We start from the raw sequence: 20,614 nt of genomic DNA on the forward strand, positions 1-20,614 counted from the left end.
GTGTCTGGTGTGTGCGGTTTCGCGGTTTGGATGCTAATTCGCCCGGAGGACAATCGCTGGTTCTTGAGTGGCAGGTATATTGCCGGACCGCATGTACATCAGGCCGGCGCCCGCGCTCGGGCCGTTCGCGCCTTCAGCTCCTGTTCGATGCGTGATGTGACTTCGAGCGTTCGGGCTGCATCCTCGACGTCGATCAAAGGTGGGGCGCCATCGATCACGTCAAGAAAGTGATCCAGTTGCGCCTCCAGCGGTGCGCGTTGCTGTTCCCGTCGTGTAAGTTGGTTTTTTTGGGCCGCAGTGCTCCAATCATTTCCGCGCCACAGGGTCATAGAGGGAAAACTGACAGCGCCGCTGGTTCCCGTGATCCACATCATGTCCTGGTGGGTCGTGCCGATGTTCGGATTTTCGCCGGTTCCGGCTTCAAACCCCCAAGGACTGGGCGCGGTGTCAGCAAAGCTGATGGCGCCCGTCGCGCCGTTTTCGAACGCAATCGCGACCGCGCCGCTTTCTATCCGATCCGATCCGCGGATCGACGCACCGGGCAGGGCGACGACATCCGAGATTTCTCCGATCACAAAGCGCAGAACATCGATATCATGCACCAGGTTTATCATGACCGGGCTGCCATCCGAAGTCCGCCAGTTCTGTTCAAAATAGCTTTCGGGCTTGCGCATGGCCCACAACAACGCGACGTTGATGACTTGTCCGATCGCACCTTTCTCGATCACTTTTTTCAGGTGCTGCAAGGTGCTGTGATACCGCCGGTGGTGCCCCACCAGGCTGCGGACTTCGGCTTGACGAACGGCCGTCTTCAGGCGCAGGGCATCATCGACCGACGCGGCAACCGGCTTTTCGATCAGCATGTGCCAACCGCGGGATGCGGCCAGAATGCCATGTTCGGCATGCAGGCGGGTCGGCGTTGCAATGATGACGCCATCCACTGGGTCCCGCACCTCGTCCATACTGGCAAAACGCGGCGCGTCGATCTGGATCGAGCCGTCTGGATCGGCCAACCCGACCAACGTGCAGCCGGGATGCTCGATCACGGCGCGCACGTGGCGGATACCTATCAACCCGCCGCCGGCTACAAGGATCCGTTTCACATCACCGCTCCGATCTGCCAGGGAACGAACTCGTAATCACCCAAACCCTGCGCCTCGGACTTGGTTCGCGCGCCCGAGGCGACTTGGAGCAGTCGTCGGTATATTTCCTGTCCTTTTTCTTCGACGCTGACGCCTTTGGTCAGGATGTCGCCCGCATCAACGTCCATGTCTTCAGGCATGCGCGCTGCCAATTCCGAATTGGTGGCGATTTTGAGCGTGGGCGCCGGTTTCGATCCAAATGCAGAGCCGCGCCCCGTGGTGAAGCACACAAGGTTGCACCCGGCCGCGATCTGCCCTGTCACCGAGGCTGGGTCATATCCGGGGCTGTCCATAAAGGTGAAGCCCTTGGCGGTGATGGGTTCGGCGTACTTGAACACACCGGTCAAAGGGCTGGTTCCGCCCTTCGCCGCCGCCCCCAGCGATTTCTCAAGGATGGTCGTCAGCCCCCCTTGTTTGTTGCCGGGGCTTGGGTTGTTGTCCATCGAACCGTGATTGCGGGCGGTGTAGTCCTGCCACCAATCGATCAGTCCGATCAGCCTTTCCCCGGTTGCGCGATCAAGGGCACGGCGGGTCAAAAGGTGTTCGGCTCCGTAAATCTCCGGCGTCTCCGCCAAGACACCCGTGCCGCCTTGGGCGACCAACAGATCGCAGGCGCGTCCGAGCGCTGGGTTCGCGGTTACTCCGGACCAGGCGTCCGATCCACCGCATTGTAGCGCAACCATCAATTCGGACGCAGGGGCTTCGCTGCGCCGCGCCTCATTGGCAATGGGAAGCATCTGATTAATCTTGGTAATGCCCATTTCCACGGTCCGGCGCAGTCCGGCGATGTTCTGGATGTTCATCGTCTGGAAAGTGGGGCTCTGCTTCAACCCATATGTATCCAACAGCCAGTCGATCTGGTTCATCTCGCAGCCCAGACCGACCATCAGAACGGCAGCGTGATTGGGATGTTTGGCAAACCCCCACATGACCCGTTGAAGAGCTTCGAAACCGTCGCCTGAATCGACCATTCCGCAGCCTGTTCCGTGGACAAAAGCCACCACGCCGTCGACATTTGGATACTCGGCCAGCTTGTCCGGCGTGAAGTGATTGGCGATCATGCGAGCCGCCGTCGCCGAACAGTTCACGGTGGTCAGAACCGCGATGTAATTGCGCGTACCGACCCGACCGTTGTCCCGGTGGTAGCCCATGAACGTATCGACCGAAGCGGCGGGTCTCATAGGCCTGTGATCCGTCGCATACTCGTAGTCCACGCTGGTGTTGCGGAACTCGACATTGTGGGTGTGCACATGATCGCCGGGGTGGATCATTTGGGTCGCGTAACCGATGATCTGGGCGTATTTTCTGACCGGATCGCCGGGTGCAAGGGTCCCCGTGGCGACCTTGTGGCCCGATGGGATGCGCGCATTGGTCGTGATATCCTCGACCAAACTGCCGACCTCCAGGGGCCGAGTTGCAACCACCACGCTATCCGTTCGATCTAAACGTACAAAAGTCATAATCAGCTTTCCTGGCAGCCGAATCTAAGCGCAAAAGGGCGAGTCCGATGTCCACCGGTGAATATCTATGTGCGGTTGCCCGGACAGCCTTGCCCGCGCCGCCTCCCAATTTGACTTGCAGACACGCCAATCCCGCAGCTCGGTTTCGGGGCGCGATCTGGACCTCGCGATGAAGCTGGGGAAATGGTCTCGACCGGTGGGTTGGCCTGCCGCACTGAAGCGGATGTCGAACGACCAGCGGAACCGGTCCGTTTCGTTGACCAACGACGCATGTGGCGTCAGAGGATGAAACAGGATAACCCCGCCCGCCTTGACGGGCAAGGGCACGGCTCGGTCTTCGTCAATGAACCCGTTGGCAATGCCCGTCTGCGTCCGCGCGCAATGCGGCAGGATGGATTGGTCCTTTGCCTTAGGCAGCACTTGCAGGCAGCCGTTTTCGACCGTTGCATCGTTGACGGCAATCCAGACCGTGACCATGTCGGTCTGGTCCGCATCCTCCAACGCAACTGCCCGGTCCTGATGCCAGTCCGTTGCGGTGATATGCGCCCGCACCTCGTCCTTGGACAGCTTGAGGGCAGGGGGCTTCAGCCGAACATGCTGGATCGGATTGCTGACCAACTCTGGCCCGATCAACTGCTCGACGATGTCCAGCATGGGTTGGGCCGTCAGCAAGTCGAACACGGCGGGCCCAATATGGAAAGGTGTGTCCGCAATGATCCGGTCGCCGGGCAATGAGATGTCCAGCGGCTGGAAATAGTCGCAACCGGCCTGATAGGCGGACAGGAGTTTGTCCCAGAAGGACATTCCGGACGGCTCGTCCTTGACCAGCCCTTTATCGTACCAACCGTCATATAGCCGGTTCAGGACATTCGAGTATTCGGACTGCACCCGATCCAGGACATCGCCGGGAATTACATCCTCGACCACGAGGTATCCATCGGTCTGGAACTTGCCAATCTGATCTTGTGTCAGCATGTGTACAACCTCACAAAAGCAGCGCGATGATGCCCGGCCAGATCAGAAGAACGGAAAGCGCCAGCAACTGGATCCCGATGAATGGCAGGAAGCCGCGGAAGATATCCGTCAGGCTGATATGCGGCGGAGCCACAGATTTCAGATAGAACGCAGCCGGGCCGAACGGGGGGGACAGGAAGCTGACCTGCATGTTCATACAAAACACGACACCAAACCAGATCGCGACATGACTCGGTTGCAACTCGCCAATGAGACCGATTTCCTCGATAGGAAGGCGCAGGACGATCGGCAGAAAGACCGGAATGATTAGCAGCACGATGCCGACCCAATCCATGAACGCGCCCATGAACAGCAGGATCAGCATCATTACCAGAATGACCAGCATGGTCGGCAGGTCTTGCCCGACGATCAGATCGGCAACGTATTGGGGCCCGCCGGCAATGGTGTAGGCACCCGCCAGCGCGGCGGCCCCGATGGTGACCCATATGATGGTGCCTGTGGATTTGAGCGTCCGCATCAAGCTGTCCCAAACCAGCTCGAACGATCCTTCGCCCCGCAGGATGGCGATGATCAGAACGGCGAAGGCGCCCATGCCTGCAGCCTCGGTGATGCCGGTGATCCCGCCATAGATCGAGCCGAGTACGACGCCGATGACGACCAGCGGCGCGACGAGGCCTTTGCCCATTTCCCAGCCGATTTTTGCGCGCTGTCTCCCAAAGACAAAGAAGATCAGCAGTAGGGCGACGATGGTGATGCCGGCAAACCAAGGCAGGTAGTCAGCCGTACCCAGCCGTGCGGGCTCGCCCTGGCTGGCAGCGTTCGAGCCGGAAAGCTCAAAAAACGCAGCCCGGATAAAAAGAACAGTAGAGAACCCAGCGACGACGATGCTCATGAAGGCCGCAAACAGTTTGCGCTTTTCAGCCGGTTCGGGGTCGCTCGGGTCCGGTTCCGGCAGCGGCGCGTGGTGAGGATTCAGCCGCGTGCGAATGATGATGTACAGGATGATCATCGAGGCCAGCATGAAGCCGGGAATGAAAGATGCGGTGAACAGCGACTTGATCGAGGTTTCGGTGATCAGCCCATAGATGATCAGAACGATCGAGGGTGGGATCATGGTCCCCAGCGACCCCGAGGCGCAGATGACGCCGATCGCGAGGTTCTGATCATAGCCGAGGCGCAGCATCTGGGGCAGGGCGATCAGGCCCAGCAGGACAACCTCACCGCCGATGATGCCGGACATGGCCGCCATGATCACTGCCATAATCGAGGTCACGATCGCGATACCGCCACGCGTTCTGGACAGCCAGACATTCAGCGACGAATACATGTCGCGCGCGATCCCGGACCGCTCTAGCAGCGACGCCATGAAGATGAACAAAGGCACGGAAATAAGCACGTAGTCCGTTAAGAGCCCGTATATCTTTTGCGCCAGGATATAGAGCGGCCCAGTGCCTGGCCGCCCGGTGAGAATCCCGTCGCCGAATGAAAACGGGTTCAAAAGAAGTGTCGGTTCGAACTTCAGGACAAGAACCAGAACCGCAAGCGAAGCCGAGGCCAGACCCAGGGGCATCCCGATCGCCAGGAGAATGATCAGGGCGACCATCAGGATGAGTGAGATTGTTCCAATATCCATCAGTCTTGTCCCACCGCCCGTTTGATCATTTCAATTTCGTCTTCGTCCGGTTCATCTGTGTGGATTTCCGGTTCTTTGTTCCAATCCGCGACCAAGTTCAAAATTGCCTGCATTGCGACGAGCGTAATCACGATCAGTACCATCGGCTGCAACGTCGCCGGGATCGGAGGATTGAAGGCGGAGCCGTAAAGCTCCCATTTATAGAGCTTGTTGACGAACACCTGTTTGTAACTGCCGTAGACCAGAAAGAAGGCAAACAGGACGATCAGTATTGTTGAAACCGTGTCAAAAACGCGCTGAAGCCAACGTGGAACTGCGTCGTAAAGCAGGAATATTCGTATGTGACTGCGTTGCTGCATGGCGTAGTAGCCAGACATCAAAAACACAAAGCTGGCGAACCAGAGCGTCATTTCGTTGGCCCACTCGGTCGGCTTTTCAAGGATATAGCGCATGAAGACTTCGTAGAGCATGACGACAGTCATGATTGCTATCATCATCATCGTAACTCGGCCGATGAACAGGGCGAAACGATCCATAACCGTCGAGCCTTCGAACTCCATCGTCGCCGGGCGCACGGTCTTTGTACCAATCACTGCAAGAAATGGCAGAAGGACGAGCGCAGCCACGTCGATGATGTCGACAAACCCCCCGAACACACCCGGCAATTCTGGCGTGACGTCGCTGCGTAGATATATTTCCGTTACCTGACTTTTGAGGGATTCAGAGGTGTAAGGCAGCCAATCCAACAGGAATGCTGGAAGATGCCAAACAAGCCAACTGGCAGTCGCGACGAAGGCCAACGGTATGAGCCATTCAATTGGTCCGCCTGAATTCTTGTGCATCGCGTAACCCTCGTCCCTATCCTTCGATCCTGTAGTGATCGATAAAGTCTCGATCCGGCTCGACACCCAGTCCGGGGCCAGTCGGGATCATGACACGACCATTATTGGCCTTGACCTGATTTTGAATTTCCAGCGGTACGGTCAGCAGATCGTCCCGAAACTTGTTGTCCGTTGTGTCGAACTCCAGCATCGGCTCCCATGGATGCAAACCGCCCGGAATTGATGGCATGGCCGCCAGTAGGTGCAGATTGGTTGCGACGGCGATGGCGCTGCCCCAGACGTGATTTACGACCGGAGTGAAATGTGCGTGGCATAGAGCCAGTACCCTGAGATACTCTGAAACACCGCCCAAAGCGCATACTTCTGGCTGCGCTATATCAATGCCGCGATTTTCAAGAAGACTGCGCCAGGCCCAGCGATTGAATACCGCCTCTCCGCCCGAGATGTTGACTTTAAGCGAACTGCGCAGTTCGCGGTACCCGTCAATGTCTTCTGGCGCGACCGGTTCTTCGAACCAATATGCGTCCAGCTCTTCCAGCGCCCGACCGACAAAAAACGCGTCCGAAGTCGTATAGGCATGGTTCGCATCGACCATAAAAGGAAAGTCGTCACCAACTCCGCGTCGAACTGCTTCGCACAGCTTCACATCAGGCTTCGGGCCAAAGCCCGTTTTCATTTTGGTGGCGGTAAATCCCATTGCCTTGATCTTTGCGGCTTCATCCTCAAAACGGCTGGCCAGATGAGAAATCGGTTCATCCCGGAGCATCATGCCGTAGCCGTAGCAAGGAACGCTTTTGCGATGCGCGCCCCCGACAAGTTTATGGAGGGGGAGGCCAGAGATTTTTCCGGTAATGTCCCAAAGTGCGATGTCCACCCCGGACAAAGCCTGTATTGGCATTCCGCCTTGGCCATGGTCTCGCAAAAGGTTGTACACCTTGTGCCAGATCACGTCTTTGTCCAAAGGGTCCAAGCCGAGGACCATTGGTTGGATGACCTTTTCGACGATGGACTTGTTGGCTATGGCTACGTTTCCGGGACCAAAGCACTCGCCCCAACCGGTTACCCCTTCATCTGTCTGAATCTCGACCAGATGGGTTGTGCGCCTGTCATAATACTGTTGCGAATAGCCCAGAACTTCCGGCATGTCGTACTGCAGTACATGACTTATAATTCTGTTAATTTTCATGAAGTTCTGAATCCTGGCGCAGATGCGGAGAGGCCGCTGATGCGGCCTTTCCGAGTGTCCTAATTCGGTCGAAGCCTGATTACTGCATTGCGCCCAGGTCACGCAGGAAGTTGATGTGGCTTTCCAAAAGCGCCTGTGCCTCAGGAGTCGTTGCGAATTCAGTCCAACCAACCTGAACGGCCGCGCGATACGCTGCCAGGTCTTCAGGCGACCATTCGTACAACTGAACACCTTTTGCCTTCAGGTCTTTTGCAGTCTGAGCGTTCTGCACTTCATTGATTGTCGCATTGTGCAATGCCAGGCTATCCATTGCGACTTCCATGATCTTCTTGTGGTGCGCAGGCATCGCTTCCCAGACGTCTTTGCGACAGGCCAGATGATCTGCGGGCATCGAGTGGAAACCGGGATAGTTTGTATGACCGGCGATCTCGTACAGACCGAGGCCCACGTTGTTAGTCAGGTTCGCAGCATCCGCACCATCAATGATGCCGGTTTCCAAGGCCGTAAAGATTTCGTTGAAGTCCATCACGATCGGAGAAGCACCAAGTTCCGCAAACACTTTGGTTGCAAGGCCTGGAGGCGAGCGGAATTTCCAATCCTTGAAGTCTTCAACTTTTGCAATCGGCTTAGTCGAAGAAAGCGACTCCGGCCCGGGAATCCACCATCCGATGAACTCCATGTCGTAGCCGTTGTATAGATCGTTTACAGCTTCTCTTCCGCCGCCATGAAGAAGCCAAGCCATTTGCTGGTATGGGTTCTGATATCCGCCGAGCAGGTCACCCGCAAACTGGAAGGCCGGGTTTTTCCCGGTCTGATAGCCGCCGCCCGTCATGTCGCAATCCAGAATTCCCGTAGCTGCGGCATCGAAGGTTTCAACCGATTTGACCACCGAAGAGGAATAGAACATTTCAACTTCGATTTCGCCGTTCGACATTTCCTGAATGTCTTCAACGAATTTTGCAGCCATCTGGCCAGACAGAGTTTCGGGCGAAAAATGGGTTTGAATTCTAAGCTTCGTTGTTTCGGCCATCGCGAAACCGGCTGCCATTGTCGTGGCTACGGCCGCCACGGCCGCTGTCTTGACTACTTTCATATTGTCCTCCCAGACGTTGTGCGTTGCGCGGTGTGGAAGATCTTGCCGCCTCCTTTGCTGTCACGCAGGTAAACGTTAAGCCGACGAATCGAATGCAACAAGAAAAAATTGAAATTTCTAAAAATTTCGAGATTCTTGCGATAATTCGAAAATAAGGTTAGGACGCTACTTGGACAAAACTTTAAGGTGCATGCCGGGATGAACGAAGAAATAGATATTTATCAAGACCTTAAGATGCGCCTGATCTCTAATGGATTCGAACATGGAGCCAAGGTGCGGGCCGAAGAACTACGTAAAGTGTATGGCTGTTCCGCAAGTGCGGTTCGTGAAGTCCTTTTTCGTTTGGCCGCTGTTGGTCTGGTGGACTTTCAGGAACAAAAAGGTTTTCGCGTACCAATGCGTTCACCGCAGAAGCTTATCGAATTGACACATGTCCGTGTTCTGTTGGAGGCCGAAGGTACCGCAATGTCGATCCGAAATGGCGGGGTGGATTGGGAAGCAAGATTGACGGCTGCACATCACAAACTCAGCCATATCGAAAAACGCATTCACGCCACGGACGACCCAAGCGACCTTGTCGAGATCTGGTTTGCCTCGGAAAAGGAGTTTCACCAGACGCTTATTTCTGCCTGTGGCTCGGAAACCTTAAAACAATTGCATAGCCGGATTTACGCGCAATTCAGACAACAGTTGATGGTGGCAGACCGGAACTTTGAGTTCATTTCTCAGAACATAAGGCATCATGCAGATATACTTGAAGCGGCATTATCAGGGGATGAGCAGTTAACACGGGAGAAAATCCACAATCATCTGAAACGCCATCTAACCGGAAAGACGATGGGCGACTAAGGCCGAAAATTGTCTTCCAAATAGACCTGAATGATTTCATCAAAACTTGATTCCGCCTCAAACCCCAGCTTCAGAGCGCGATCTGTTTGAAAGTCGCGCGGCCAATTCTTGACAATTCCTTCAATTGCCTTGTCTGGTTTTCGCCTGATTAGGCCAACTGCGTCTTGACCGGCGACATTGCGCAGAGCTTCGATTTGTTCGGCGACGGTGCAACTGACACCTGGCATGTTCAAGGCGCGTCGGTCATTCAAAAGCTGCGTGTCCAATGTTGCGGCGTGGGTCAAAAAAGTCGCAGCGGCGCGGGGGCTAGCGTGCCAGTGTCGAACAGTTTCGGCAACTGGCAAGACAGCCTCATCCCCATTCAATGGCTCGCGGATTATACCTGAAAAGAAGGACGAAGCGGCAGCGTTGGCCTTGCACGGGCGCACACACAATGTGGGTAAGCGCAAGGAAATACCGTCGATGTATCCTTTCCTGCTGAAATCCGTGATCATCAATTCAGCCGCCGCTTTCTGCGCTCCGTAACTTGTCAAAGGTGCCGAGAGGAATTCATCGCTTATCTTTTCAGGGAATGGTGACCCGAAAACTGCTATGGACGAGGCAAAAACCAGGCGAGGTGTGTACTCCCTTCCTGATGCCTCGTGTTCATCCTTAAGTGCGTTCAGCAGTGCCCACGTTGCCATAAGGTTTACATCCCAACCCAACGCAAAGTCTGTTTCAGCTTGGCCTGAAACGATAGCTGCAAGATGAAAAATGACGTCTGGCCGCTGCGTAGCAAAAGACTTAGCTATGCCTGACGCAGTCAAGTTCCCCACAATTTGATTACCTGCCGCACTGTCGGGCGGGAACGAGAGATCGAACAGTGAAACTTGGGCATCGGCTCCAAAGGTTTCTTGGGTCGACACGCGATGGGCCAGTTTCTGGCCCAGCATTCCTCCGCCGCCTATAATCAGGATCCGCGTCACAGCATTCCGTTCCGTTTTTTGAGTTCTAGATACAAAGCCGAATGATCCAGTTCGGCCCCATCCATTTCGTCAATCAGATATTCGAAACGGTCGCGCACAGATTGGGTGCTAGGTAGCTCAACGCCAAGGCTTCGCGCTTCCTCCAGCGTGTTGTCCAAATCCTTTAACTGAAACTTGGACAAACCTCCGGGTACAAAATTTCCGTCAGACATGCGTTCGCCATGTTGTTGCAAGATAATGCTATCAGCAAATCCCCCCTTCAGTGCGGCCCTCAACGCGGCAGGGTGAGCCCCGCCTCGCTGAGCCAGTAAAGTCGCTTCGGCGACAGCCGATATAGTCACAGCGACAATCGTCTGATTGGCCAATTTGCACAATTGGCCAGAACCACTTGGGCCTACATGCACAGGGCGGCCCATTGCTGACAGAACTGGTCGGACGCTCTCCATAACGTCCTGATCACCACCGACCATGATCGCAAGCGTGGCAGCTTCGGCACCTTTGGTGCCGCCGGAAACCGGGGCATCGAGATGCTGCAACCCCATCGAAGACAATTGCGCGGATTGTTCACGGGCGTGTTCGGGTTTGGCGCTGGACATATCAATCCAGATCATTCCGGGTTTGAGTTGTTTGCGGAAAGCCTCGTCAGAAAGTAGCGCGCCGGTCGCGTATCCGTCCGACAGCATCGTTACAATTACGTCTGCACCCGAAACCGCCAGCGGGGCAGTTTCCGCCAATGTCGCGCCTTCCGCCGTCAACGGTTTTGCCTTATCCAAGCTGCGGTTCCATACAGTTAGCGGAAATTCGGCGCGCAAAATATTCCTCGCCATAGGAGCGCCCATCAGGCCGGTTCCCAATAGAGCTACTTTGAACTGCTTGCTCATAATCCTCTGTCCTTCCGAAGGTGCACCACGCATGGTTATGGCCAAACCAAAATCTCTGTCATACGCTAACGGCTCTGGGCCCACATGCCAGAAGTCGTTGCAAATCCACCAAGGTTTCTTTGCTTCTCGGTTGATCTGTGGGACGAAGCAACACTTGTCCAGTCGCCACTTTTAGGGTCGGAAAATATATATGTCAGAGAGACTTAAGGGAAAAAACGTTCTGGTTACAGCCGCTGCACAAGGGATCGGACTTGCAAGCGCAATTGCGATGGCAAGAGAGGGTGCGAAAGTATATGCGACGGATGTTAACCCTGAAAAACTAAATTTGATTCGCGATCGGAATCTCGAAAATCTCGAAATTTTCGAGATGGATGTGACAAATAATGACAGTATTCATCATGGGGTCGCGCGAGCGAAGCCGGATGTTTTGTTCAACTGCGCCGGGTTCGTGCATCACGGAACTATTCTGGATGCAACCGACGAAGAATGGGACTTCGCCATGGACCTGAATGTGCGCTCAATGGTGCGCACGACAAAGGCTGTATTGCCGGGGATGCTAGAGCGCGGAGGAGGCTCGATTATCAACATGTCTTCTGCACTGGGTTCGATAATCGGTGCGCCAAATCGTTTTGTATATGGAACGACTAAGGCTGCTGTTGTTGGGCTGACGAAATCGGTAGCCGTGGACTTCATAACACAAGGAATTCGGTGCAATTGCATTTGTCCGGGAACAGTCGACAGTCCCAGTTGGCGTGACCGCGTAGATGCGTTGGGCGAGCAACTGGGCAGCAGAGAAGAAGCCCTTGCACAATTTGTGGCGCGTCAGCCCATGGGGCGTGTAGCGAAGGCAGAAGAGATTGCTGCATTGGTCGTCTATTTAGCGAGCGATGAAAGTGCATTCACCACGGGACACACGCACATAATTGATGGGGGATGGTCAGGCCAATGACTAAAATATCAAAAAATGATCTGCGATCTCGCAAGTGGTTCATGAATTCTGAGAACCTTGAGATGACGGCATTGTATCTTGAGAGATACCTGAATTACGGATTGACCCGCGCTGAACTGCAATCCGGCAAGCCGATCATTGGGATTGCTCAGACCGGGAGTGATTTGAGCCCCTGCAACCGGCATCATATCGAGTTGTCCAAACGCGTTCGCGACGGAATCATCGCCGCCGGGGGAACGTGCATCGAAATACCGGTCCACCCGATACAAGAGACCGGTAAACGGCCAACGGCCTCTCTCGACCGCAATCTGGCTTATCTGTCCCTGGTTGAGAGTCTATTCGGGTATCCGATTGATGGCGTTGTTCTTAACATTGGTTGCGACAAGACCACGCCCGCACTTCTTATGGCCGCTGCGACCGTCAACATCCCTGCGATTGCCCTGTCGGTCGGCCCAATGCTCAACGGCTGGTGGAAAGGTGAGCGCGCAGGATCAGGAACGGTTATTTGGAAAGCGCGCGAAGACCTTGCGGCTGATGAAATCGACACCGATGAGTTCATGGAGATCGCAGCCGCCGCGGCACCTTCGGTGGGGTATTGCAATACGATGGGAACAGCAACGACCATGAATTCGCTTGCTGAAGCCTTGGGTATGCAATTGCCAGGATCAGCAGCCATACCAGCCCCGTACAGAGAGCGCGGTCAAATCAGTTATGAAACGGGTAAACGCATTGTGGACATGGTCTGGGAGGATTTACGCCCCAGTGATGTGATGACACGTCAGGCTTTTGAGAATGCGATTGTCATAAACTCGGCGATCGGCGGATCGACAAATGCGCCGATCCACCTGAATGCAATCGCCCGGCATCTTGGTGTTCCATTGAACAACGATGATTGGCAGAAGCTTGGCCACGACGTTCCTCTGTTGGTTAACATGCAGCCTGCGGGTAAATATCTGGGCGAAGATTACCAACAGGCTGGGGGTGTTCCCGCCGTTGTCGGAGAGCTTCTTGATGCTGGATTGCTGCCGCATCCCGATGCGATAACGGTGAACGGTAAGACGATAGGCAAAAATTGCTCGACGCGCCGGTCTCAGAATGGCGACGTGATCAAGCCTGTCAGTAGCCCGGTTAAGCCACAAGCGGGGTTCATCAATCTCTCGGGCAACTTGTTCGAGAGTGCGATAATGAAGACATCTGTGATCTCGCAGGCATTTCGAGAGACCTACTTGTCGAACCCGGATGATCCTAATGCATTTGAGGGCAGGGCGGTTGTGTTTGACGGGCCCGAGGATTTTCACCATCGGATCGATGATCCCGCCGAAAAAATCGATGCAAGCTGTATTCTGATTATGCGCGGAGCAGGACCAAAAGGGTACCCGGGTGCCGCAGAAGTCGTGAACATGCGTCCGCCTGCATATTTGTTGAAACAAGGCATCGAAGCCCTTCCTTGCATCGGTGATGGCCGGCAATCCGGCACCTCAGGAAGCCCGTCTATCCTGAATGCTTCACCAGAAGCTGCAGAGGGCGGTGGGTTGGCCTTGGTGCGAACTGGCGATCGACTGCGCATCGATCTAAGCAAAGGCACTGCAGATATGCTGGTTTCGCTTGAAGAGCTGCATGAACGCGCCCGCGATCTGGAGGCAAAGGGTGGGTATACAATGCCGCCCAATCAATCCCCATGGCAGGAAATATTCCGCGAAAAAGTAGATCGGTTGGATCGCGGTATGACGCTCAAGGGTGCCGAAAACTACCGCGATATCGCGCGAGGCTTCATGCCACGCGACAATCACTAAAAGGAACAGAAATGAAACTTGTTCGTTACGGAGCCGAGGGCTCGGAAAAGCCTGCTTTGGTCGAGTCCCAGGGTCAATTGCGGGATTTGTCCGCCCACATCAATGATGTTACGGGCGATGTTCTGGATGACGGAACGCTTGATAATCTGCGCTCATTGGATCCAAATAACCTGCCAATTGTCGAGGGGGATCCTCGTATCGCACCGTGTGTCGGTGGCATCGGAAAATTTCTTTGCATCGGTTTGAATTACTCGGACCATGCCGCAGAAACCGGCGCAGATATCCCAGAGCATCCGATTCTTTTTTTCAAGGCAAACTCAGCCGTCATTGGTGCCTATGATGATGTTGTCATGCCGCGCGGATCTACTCACACCGACTGGGAATGCGAACTGGGCGTCGTCATCGGCAAAACGGCCAAATACGTGTCCAAGGCCGACGCGCTCGAACACGTTGCGGGCTATTGCATCGTGAACGATGTGTCTGAAAGGCACTTTCAAACTCAATTGACCGGTCAATGGACCAAAGGCAAGTCTTGCGACACATTTGGCCCCACAGGTCCTTGGCTAGTGACCCGGGATGAGGTGCCGGATCCTCAAAGCCTTGGTATGTCACTGGATGTAAACGGTCAGCGCATGCAAACCGGGAATACTTCTACGATGATCTTTTCTGTTGCCGAGATCATTGAACATCTAAGCCAACTTTTCACACTGCACCCCGGTGACGTCATTTCAACTGGAACACCGCCCGGCGTCGGAATGGGGATCAAACCGGAACCAGTTTACCTGAAAAAAGGCGACGTAATGGAGCTTCGCATCGATGGGCTTGGTGTTCAGCGGCAAACGGTCGGCCAAGATGACTGACTTATTGCAAATCGGCGGGATCACTGAACGGATGCGAGAACGCCTGTCCGCGGCGTTCGACATTCATCAATTGGACGATTTCAACGCGGATAGTATTACGCATATCGTAACGAACGGGCACGACGGTGTTCCGCATGACCTGATGACATCACTCAGCAATCTGAAGATGATCAGCGTCTATGGAGTCGGTTACGACGCCGTAGATGCAAATGCCGCGGCTGAGCGCGGGATTTGTGTGACGCACACACCCGATGTTTTGAACAAAGAAGTCGCAACCACCGCCGTTCTGCTATTGCTGTCATGTTACCGAGAGCTTGTACGTGACGACAATTACGTTCGGTCCGGACGGTGGGAGGTTGAAGGCAATGCCCCTTTGACCCGATCAGCAGACAATCAAAAGATAGGCATTCTTGGTCTTGGTCGCATTGGTCAGGCGATCGTTGATAAGTTAGAGCCGTGGGCCCCCGAAATCTCTTATCATACCCGCAATCAAAAGGATGTCCCGTACCGCTATTTCGACAATTTGGTTGAAATGGCAGAACATGTTGACGTCCTCATATGCATCACGCCCGGCGGTCCGTCGACCAATAGGCTGGTCAACGCTGAGGTGCTTCGCGCGTTGGGGGCGGGCGGCACTCTGATAAACGTTAGTCGAGGTTCGGTCGTCGACGAAACTGCCCTTATCAACGCATTGCAAAACGGCGAGCTTGGGTGGGCGGGGCTTGATGTTTTCGAGGACGAACCGCGTGTTCCAAAAGCGTTGCGCGAGATGTCCAATGTCGTTCTGCTCCCTCACGCTGGTAGCGCGACTATTGAGACGCGTGCAGCTATGGGTGACCTAACCGTCGACAATCTTCTGCAACACCTTAAGGACGGATCGGTGATCACAGCTGTGCCAGAATGCAGAGATCTGTAAAAGGCCAATCTGAAGAGTGTTTGAGTTTGCTGTCGCGGTTTTCTTTCTGCTGATTACGCCGGGCCCAGGTGTTCTAACAACTGCGGGTATTGGATCAGCATTTGGTTTTCGAACTGGTCTCGCCTTCGTGGCTGGTTTGATGCTGGGCGGGTTCATCAACATGATGTTGGTTGTCTCTGGAGTCGCTGCGGTAGCTTTGGCTATACCGGCGCTCAGAACTTTGCTGCTATTCGCCTCAGTCGGGTATTTGGTATTTCTGGCCTGGCGAATTGCCAGCGCTGGCTCAAAGGTCGGGTTTTCTCCAGCGGTTTCGCCACTTGGTTTTGCGAATGGGCTGACACTTCAGTTCATTAATCCCAAGGCTTACGTGGTCAGCACAGCATTGTTTTCAGGGTTTGCCTTTTTGCCCGATGCGCCCGTTTGGGAGGTCGTCATAAAAATCCTTGTATTCAATATGATCTGGGTGCCAGTGCACATGATCTGGCTGGGTGCTGGCGCAAAACTGGGCAGCCTTGATATAAGCCAAAGATCGCATCGAAGGATCAACTTTGCGATGGCGGCTTCCTTGATTGTTGTTGTGGTGATTGCTTTGGCGTCGGCGCTGTAAACGATATCTTCGGTCAGTCGCATTCAGCAGAGGATTGAAAGCCACAAATCAAAGTGACGCCGTTATTCCACCATCGACATAGAGAGTATGTCCATTGACGAAACTGGATGCAGGGGACGCAAGGAATATGGCGGCACCGACAAGTTCTTCTACATTGCCCCAGCGACCGGCCGGGGTACGTTTCTCGAGCCATGCACTAAACGCTGGGTCAGCAACCAATGCGGCGTTCAAAGGTGTATCGAAATATCCAGGCGCAATGGCATTGCAGTTTAGACCATACTTAGCCCAATCAGTTGCCATTCCTTTTGTAAGGTTGGTCACGGCACCTTTTGTCGCCGTGTAAGGCGCAATACCCGGTCTTGCCAATGCGGATTGAACCGACGCAATGTTAATGATCTTACCTGATTTTCTTTCAATCATGTGTCGTGCCACTGCCTGACCGACATGAAAGACGGACGCTACATTTGTTTGTAGCAAGCGTTCGAAGGCATCAGCGGGGAAATCCTGTAACTCCGCCCTATGTTGCATTCCGGCGTTGTTTATCAGGATGTCTATCGGGCCAACCTTTTCTTCAAAGTCGTCCACAGCAGATCGGACGCCTTCATGATCGGTCGCATCGAACGCAAGTTCCCGTACCGAGGCGCCTGTTTCACTTAGTTCGGAGGCTGCTGCCGCCAGTTTTGTGGTGTCGCGCCCGTTCAAAACGACCTGCGCACCGGCAGCAGCCAAACCTCGTGCCAGTGCAAATCCAATTCCCTGACTGGAGCCTGTTATCAGCGCCCGAGTTCCACTTAGGCTGAACATTTCAAGCGTCATGCAAAAATCCCTTGGTTGTCGGCACCGACTATCCGTATCTTTTGGCGATGTGTATAGGGAGTCTGCGCAATGTCTTCGGCCAGTGTTGCTGTTGTTATCCATGCTGCGAAAGATCTGAGGTTGGAAAACCGGGATGTACGCGACCTGGGACAAGACGAAGTTTTAATTGCATTGCGCGTGGGGGGGATTTGCGGCTCTGACCTGCATTATTACAACCACGGTGGCTTCGGCGCGATCAAGTTGCTTCAACCGATGGTGCTTGGACACGAAGTCGCCGGCGAAATCGTAGAATTCGGGTCAAGTGTGCAGGGGCTGAACCTAGGTCAATTGGTTGCAGTTTCTCCATCCCGCCCCTGCCAAGCCTGCTACTATTGTCTGAACGGGCAGCAAAACCACTGTCTTGATATGAAGTTCTATGGCAGCGCAATGCCGTTCCCGCATATCCAAGGCGCTTTTCGGAGCAAACTCGTGGCGAAAGCCAGTCAATGTGTTCCGGCAGACGGGTTGAGCCCTGCACAGGCCGCTATGGCAGAACCGCTGGCGGTTTGTTTGCACGCGGTTAAACAAGCTGGAAGCCTGGTGGGTAAAACGGTGCTTATCACCGGATGCGGCCCGATCGGCTGCCTTACGATCTTGGTGGCACGTCGTTCTGGGGTGGCCAGAATAGTCGCGACAGATATCTCGGACCAGACCCTAGCCATAGCGCGTGAATGCGGGGCAGACGATGTCATCAACACCTACACTGATCCGCAAATGTTGGAACGGTTTGAAAAGGACAAGGGCCAGATTGACGTCCAACTGGAATGTTCCGGGGCTCAATCGGCCCTGGCTTCTGGCGTCGCATGCTTGCGCCCGCGTGGAACTTTGGTTCAGCTTGGCCTGGGCGGAGACATGACAGTGCCGATGCAGGCGTTAACTGCAAAAGAGATTGCACTTCGCGGATCTTTCCGTTTCCATTCCGAGTTCGCGGTCGCTGTCGAAATGATGCGAAGCGGACTACTAAACGTCGACCAGCTGGTGACGCATTCCTTCGAAGTTGGGGAGGCTGTCACTGCTTTCGAGGTTGCGTCTGATCGAAGCCGATCAATGAAGGTGCAGTTAACATTTCCGGATAATGACAATGGTTAAACGAATGCCTGATATAGCGAAGACTTATGAAAGAGATGGATTCGTGGCTCCGCTGGATATCCTGACAGTTTCCGAGGTTCAAACGCTGCGCGATGATTTTGAGAAGGCAGAGCGCATCCTCAGAGATGACCCAGAGAAACTCAAGCTTCTATACTCGTATCCGGACAGGCTGATACCATCATTCGATGCACTTCTCCGCCATTCGAAGCTGATTGAGGCTGCTTCAACGGTGTTGGGGCCGGACCTCATGGTTTGGAGCGGTGCACTTTTCGTAAAAGAGGCGCGATCATCGAAAATCGTCTCGTGGCACCAGGACTTGACCTATTGGGGATTGGATGATGCAGAAGAGGTTACTTGTTGGGTTGCGATTTCAGAAGCGTCTGAGCAAAGCGGGTGTATGAAGTTTGTTCCAGGCAGCCATAAAAACCGTATCGTGCCTCACGTAGACACCTTCAGCAAAAACAATCTGTTATCACGCGGGCAGGAAATCGCAGTCGATGTGAACGAACAAGATGCAGTGGCTGCGGAATTGCGTGCGGGGCAGGCATCCATGCATCACGGGCATCTCTTTCACGCATCGGGACCCAATTACACTGACGACAGACGCATTGGCGCGGCGTTGCGTTTCATAAAACCCTCAATGAAACAGAAAAACGGCGTGAAAACTTTGGTTGCGCTAGTCGCAGGGCGAGATGATTTTGGGCATTTCTTAGTTGCGCCTTCCCCTCGGGGCTTTTTGCATGAGTGCGATTTCGATTTGTGTCAAAGGGATGCAGACCGCAAGAAACAAATACTTTTCGCCGGAGTGCAGTGATTTCCTTCGCAAGCTCTGAACCATTATTACACCAACCCCAAAGCAGACCTGAATTGCGAGAACAGGTGGACATCTAAAAGGGTCTTGTCAGAAGAACTCGGGTTGAAACGGGTAGGGGCTTTCGAAGCCTCCACCTATGACCAACTCAAGCCCATTCAAGGAATTCAAGACCAATCCCAGGATCATTCGTCGGGCCGTGATATTGTACCTTCGGTTTCCTGTGCCTTTTACAATGTCGAAGACCTGATGAATGAGCGTAGGATAGATGTGAGCCAGGAGGCAGTTCGATACTGGTGGACCCGGTTCGGCCCAATGTTCGCCTCGGAAATCCTTAGAAAACGGGTCCAGCAGCAGCGGGCGTACTCAAAATGGAAGTGGCATGTGGATGAGGTTTTTTTTAAGATCAACGGCCAGCCTGATAATCTGTGGCGGCAATCAGAGATTTGGGTGCTACAGAAAACCAGCAAGCTGGCAGATGCCTAAAAACCGTGTCGAGAATTCGCACCTGCCGTTTCAACGACGCGAACGCGCCATGCTACGTTTCAGGCGCATGCGAAGTTTGCAGAAGTTCGCTGTAGTCCACTCCTCCGTCCACAACCACTTCAACCATAAAAGATCGTTAGCCAGCAGAGATACCTTCAAGCGAACACGCACCTTCGCTCTTGCCGGGCCGCGCGAACTTGGTGCGGCAAAAAGGGCAGCTGTACTGGCTTAGCAGAGACTGCTTCCAATTTGTCGTACAGCACCGCCATTTGTATCCGTTTCGCATCATTTCAATTCGACGATCTGGATTCATGCTGCAATTTTCGCGAGTTGCATTGCGTGATTCCGAGCACAGGTTGGTCTGATCACGTCCGATGAATGCCAAAAGAATTCCGGAGACGTTTAAGTGTCTGATCAATTGGGCCACTTATTCCTGCGGGCATTTTCCTTTTTGGCCAGCAAAGAGGGTGCCGCCATCCAGCACTTCTACGTAAACCCCCATATCCATATGGCCCAGATGGGTTCGAAGTAAGAACGGTATGTTCAAGTCTCGAAGGGCCGTCTCAGGATTCACCTCGGTAGCGGCGCATCTTTTCGTCCGCGAGAGTATCCGCAGCCTGACATCGCCAAACACAAAGGTGGAACCGACAGAGCTCAGCTCGGAAAACGGTGGCAATACGTCAATTTCGATATTCGCCCGAAATCTGTCCGGGTGAATGTCTGTGCGCAACTTTCTGCTTAACGCATCAACAGAGCTTAAGTTGAGAACCGATATCGCATTCATCATCTTCGGTGAAACGACTGAAACATCCGTGAAACGATGCGGGTGCGAAGACACGAATCTAGGCGGTTCAGGATCCTGTAGTTCCAGCGTATCGTAGAGGAGTCTGGCGGCATCGGTTTTTCCTTGGGGCTCGCTCATGCGGAAGCAGTGGGTGCGGCCGTCCACATCAATTTCCAACTGCTGAGTTGTTGCGTCGAAACGTGTCCTGAGACCCGCAAGCCCAGCTTCTTTCAGCAAAACAACAAAGCGGTCTTTAGGAAGTGGCTTTGGGTCAGTCGGGTCAAAGCCGGAATTGTAGCGAGCAAAGCCGAAAAGGCGGTCACCAGGTACACCCTCACCCGCGCTCAGGTTGACTGTTTTCAGCGGCTCCGGACTCAGACCCTTGATAGGGTAACGCTTCATTCTGACAATGGTGAGTTCGCTCATGCGTTGGTTTCC

19 protein-coding genes and 1 pseudogene are annotated in these 20,614 nt (G+C 54.2%); 9 read left to right on the forward strand and 11 right to left on the reverse strand.

Annotated elements, in window-relative coordinates:
* Nucleotides 1–98: 98 nt before the first annotated feature.
* The 7 genes from GOW31_RS01555 to GOW31_RS01585 all read right to left on the reverse strand — a co-directional run bounded on the left by GOW31_RS01555 (nucleotide 99) and on the right by GOW31_RS01585 (nucleotide 8,331).
* Nucleotides 99–1,103 carry a Gfo/Idh/MocA family protein gene (locus GOW31_RS01555; RefSeq protein WP_171167404.1) on the reverse strand — a complete coding sequence of 335 codons (1,005 nt, stop codon included), beginning with the start codon at nucleotides 1,101–1,103 and terminating at the stop codon, nucleotides 99–101.
* Complete coding sequence (locus GOW31_RS01560) at nucleotides 1,100–2,602, reverse strand: UxaA family hydrolase (protein ID WP_171167405.1); 1,503 nt, start codon at nucleotides 2,600–2,602, stop codon at nucleotides 1,100–1,102. Before GOW31_RS01560 ends, GOW31_RS01555 begins: the two co-directional genes overlap by 4 nt.
* A 24-nt stretch (nucleotides 2,603–2,626) precedes the next feature.
* Nucleotides 2,627–3,577, reverse strand: coding sequence for a phytanoyl-CoA dioxygenase family protein (locus GOW31_RS01565; protein WP_171167407.1), 951 nt, complete (start codon nucleotides 3,575–3,577; stop codon nucleotides 2,627–2,629).
* A 10-nt stretch (nucleotides 3,578–3,587) separates the two neighbouring features.
* Nucleotides 3,588–5,210 carry a TRAP transporter large permease subunit gene (locus GOW31_RS01570; RefSeq protein ID WP_171167410.1) on the reverse strand — a complete coding sequence of 541 codons (1,623 nt, stop codon included), beginning with the start codon at nucleotides 5,208–5,210 and terminating at the stop codon, nucleotides 3,588–3,590.
* Nucleotides 5,210–6,010, reverse strand: a complete 801-nt coding sequence (locus GOW31_RS01575) for a TRAP transporter small permease subunit (RefSeq protein WP_253286096.1) — start codon at nucleotides 6,008–6,010, stop codon at nucleotides 5,210–5,212. The genes GOW31_RS01570 and GOW31_RS01575 overlap by 1 nt, the downstream gene beginning before the upstream one ends.
* Nucleotides 6,011–6,068: 58 nt before the next feature.
* Nucleotides 6,069–7,238 (reverse strand): mandelate racemase/muconate lactonizing enzyme family protein, encoded by a 1,170-nt coding sequence (locus tag GOW31_RS01580; RefSeq protein WP_171167412.1) that lies wholly within the window; start codon nucleotides 7,236–7,238, stop codon nucleotides 6,069–6,071.
* 79 nt (nucleotides 7,239–7,317) lie between these two features.
* Nucleotides 7,318–8,331, reverse strand: a complete 1,014-nt coding sequence (locus GOW31_RS01585; RefSeq protein ID WP_171167414.1) for a TRAP transporter substrate-binding protein — start codon at nucleotides 8,329–8,331, stop codon at nucleotides 7,318–7,320.
* A gap of 198 nt (nucleotides 8,332–8,529) precedes the next feature.
* On the opposite strand from GOW31_RS01585, the gene GOW31_RS01590 reads away from it, so the two are divergent.
* Nucleotides 8,530–9,180 (forward strand): GntR family transcriptional regulator, encoded by a 651-nt coding sequence (locus tag GOW31_RS01590; protein ID WP_171115139.1) that lies wholly within the window; start codon nucleotides 8,530–8,532, stop codon nucleotides 9,178–9,180.
* Here GOW31_RS01590 and denD read toward each other — a convergent pair.
* On the reverse strand, nucleotides 9,177–10,145 hold the full coding sequence (denD, locus tag GOW31_RS01595; RefSeq protein WP_171167415.1) for a D-erythronate dehydrogenase: 969 nt from the start codon (nucleotides 10,143–10,145) through the stop codon (nucleotides 9,177–9,179). The two genes, GOW31_RS01590 and denD, sit on opposite strands and share 4 nt — an antisense overlap.
* The gene (locus tag GOW31_RS01600) at nucleotides 10,142–11,110 is read right to left on the reverse strand and encodes an NAD(P)-dependent oxidoreductase (RefSeq protein ID WP_371813688.1); all 969 of its coding nucleotides are present in this window, start codon (nucleotides 11,108–11,110) and stop codon (nucleotides 10,142–10,144) included. Before GOW31_RS01600 ends, denD begins: the two co-directional genes overlap by 4 nt.
* 106 nt (nucleotides 11,111–11,216) lie before the next feature.
* On the opposite strand from GOW31_RS01600, the gene GOW31_RS01605 reads away from it, so the two are divergent.
* Genes GOW31_RS01605 through GOW31_RS01625 form a run of 5 tightly spaced genes read left to right on the forward strand, consistent with a single transcriptional unit; the run spans nucleotide 11,217 to nucleotide 16,151 of the window.
* The gene (locus tag GOW31_RS01605; protein WP_171167417.1) at nucleotides 11,217–11,975 is read left to right on the forward strand and encodes an SDR family oxidoreductase; all 759 of its coding nucleotides are present in this window, start codon (nucleotides 11,217–11,219) and stop codon (nucleotides 11,973–11,975) included.
* A complete protein-coding gene (locus GOW31_RS01610) occupies nucleotides 11,972–13,768 on the forward strand; it encodes an IlvD/Edd family dehydratase (RefSeq protein WP_171167419.1) in 1,797 nt (598 codons plus the stop codon). The genes GOW31_RS01605 and GOW31_RS01610 overlap by 4 nt, the downstream gene beginning before the upstream one ends.
* An 11-nt stretch (nucleotides 13,769–13,779) precedes the next feature.
* On the forward strand, nucleotides 13,780–14,628 hold the full coding sequence (locus tag GOW31_RS01615; protein ID WP_171167422.1) for a fumarylacetoacetate hydrolase family protein: 849 nt from the start codon (nucleotides 13,780–13,782) through the stop codon (nucleotides 14,626–14,628).
* Nucleotides 14,621–15,544 (forward strand): 2-hydroxyacid dehydrogenase, encoded by a 924-nt coding sequence (locus GOW31_RS01620; RefSeq protein WP_171167424.1) that lies wholly within the window; start codon nucleotides 14,621–14,623, stop codon nucleotides 15,542–15,544. Before GOW31_RS01615 ends, GOW31_RS01620 begins: the two co-directional genes overlap by 8 nt.
* Nucleotides 15,545–15,560: 16 nt before the next feature.
* On the forward strand, nucleotides 15,561–16,151 hold the full coding sequence (locus GOW31_RS01625) for a LysE family translocator (RefSeq protein WP_171167426.1): 591 nt from the start codon (nucleotides 15,561–15,563) through the stop codon (nucleotides 16,149–16,151).
* A gap of 48 nt (nucleotides 16,152–16,199) precedes the next feature.
* On the opposite strand, the gene GOW31_RS01630 is transcribed toward GOW31_RS01625, so the two are convergent.
* On the reverse strand, nucleotides 16,200–16,967 hold the full coding sequence (locus tag GOW31_RS01630) for an SDR family oxidoreductase (protein ID WP_171167428.1): 768 nt from the start codon (nucleotides 16,965–16,967) through the stop codon (nucleotides 16,200–16,202).
* A 69-nt stretch (nucleotides 16,968–17,036) separates the two neighbouring features.
* Between GOW31_RS01630 and GOW31_RS01635 the strand changes: the two genes are divergently transcribed.
* The 3 genes and pseudogenes from GOW31_RS01635 (at nucleotide 17,037) to GOW31_RS01645 (ending at nucleotide 19,624) form a co-directional block, all read left to right on the forward strand.
* Nucleotides 17,037–18,095: an L-idonate 5-dehydrogenase gene (locus GOW31_RS01635; protein ID WP_171167430.1), complete on the forward strand. Its 1,059-nt coding sequence runs from the start codon at nucleotides 17,037–17,039 to the stop codon at nucleotides 18,093–18,095.
* Nucleotides 18,088–18,909: a phytanoyl-CoA dioxygenase family protein gene (locus GOW31_RS01640; protein WP_254441620.1), complete on the forward strand. Its 822-nt coding sequence runs from the start codon at nucleotides 18,088–18,090 to the stop codon at nucleotides 18,907–18,909. The genes GOW31_RS01635 and GOW31_RS01640 overlap by 8 nt, the downstream gene beginning before the upstream one ends.
* Nucleotides 18,910–19,045: 136 nt before the next feature.
* Nucleotides 19,046–19,624 (forward strand): annotated as a pseudogene (locus tag GOW31_RS01645) (IS6 family transposase).
* Nucleotides 19,625–19,819: 195 nt separating this feature from the next.
* On the opposite strand, the gene GOW31_RS01650 reads toward GOW31_RS01645, so the two are convergent.
* A complete protein-coding gene (locus GOW31_RS01650) occupies nucleotides 19,820–20,602 on the reverse strand; it encodes an MOSC domain-containing protein (protein ID WP_171167434.1) in 783 nt (260 codons plus the stop codon).
* Nucleotides 20,603–20,614: the final 12 nt, after the last annotated feature.

This window comes from Ruegeria sp. HKCCA0370, assembly GCF_013033705.1.
Taxonomy (GTDB): domain Bacteria; phylum Pseudomonadota; class Alphaproteobacteria; order Rhodobacterales; family Rhodobacteraceae; genus Ruegeria.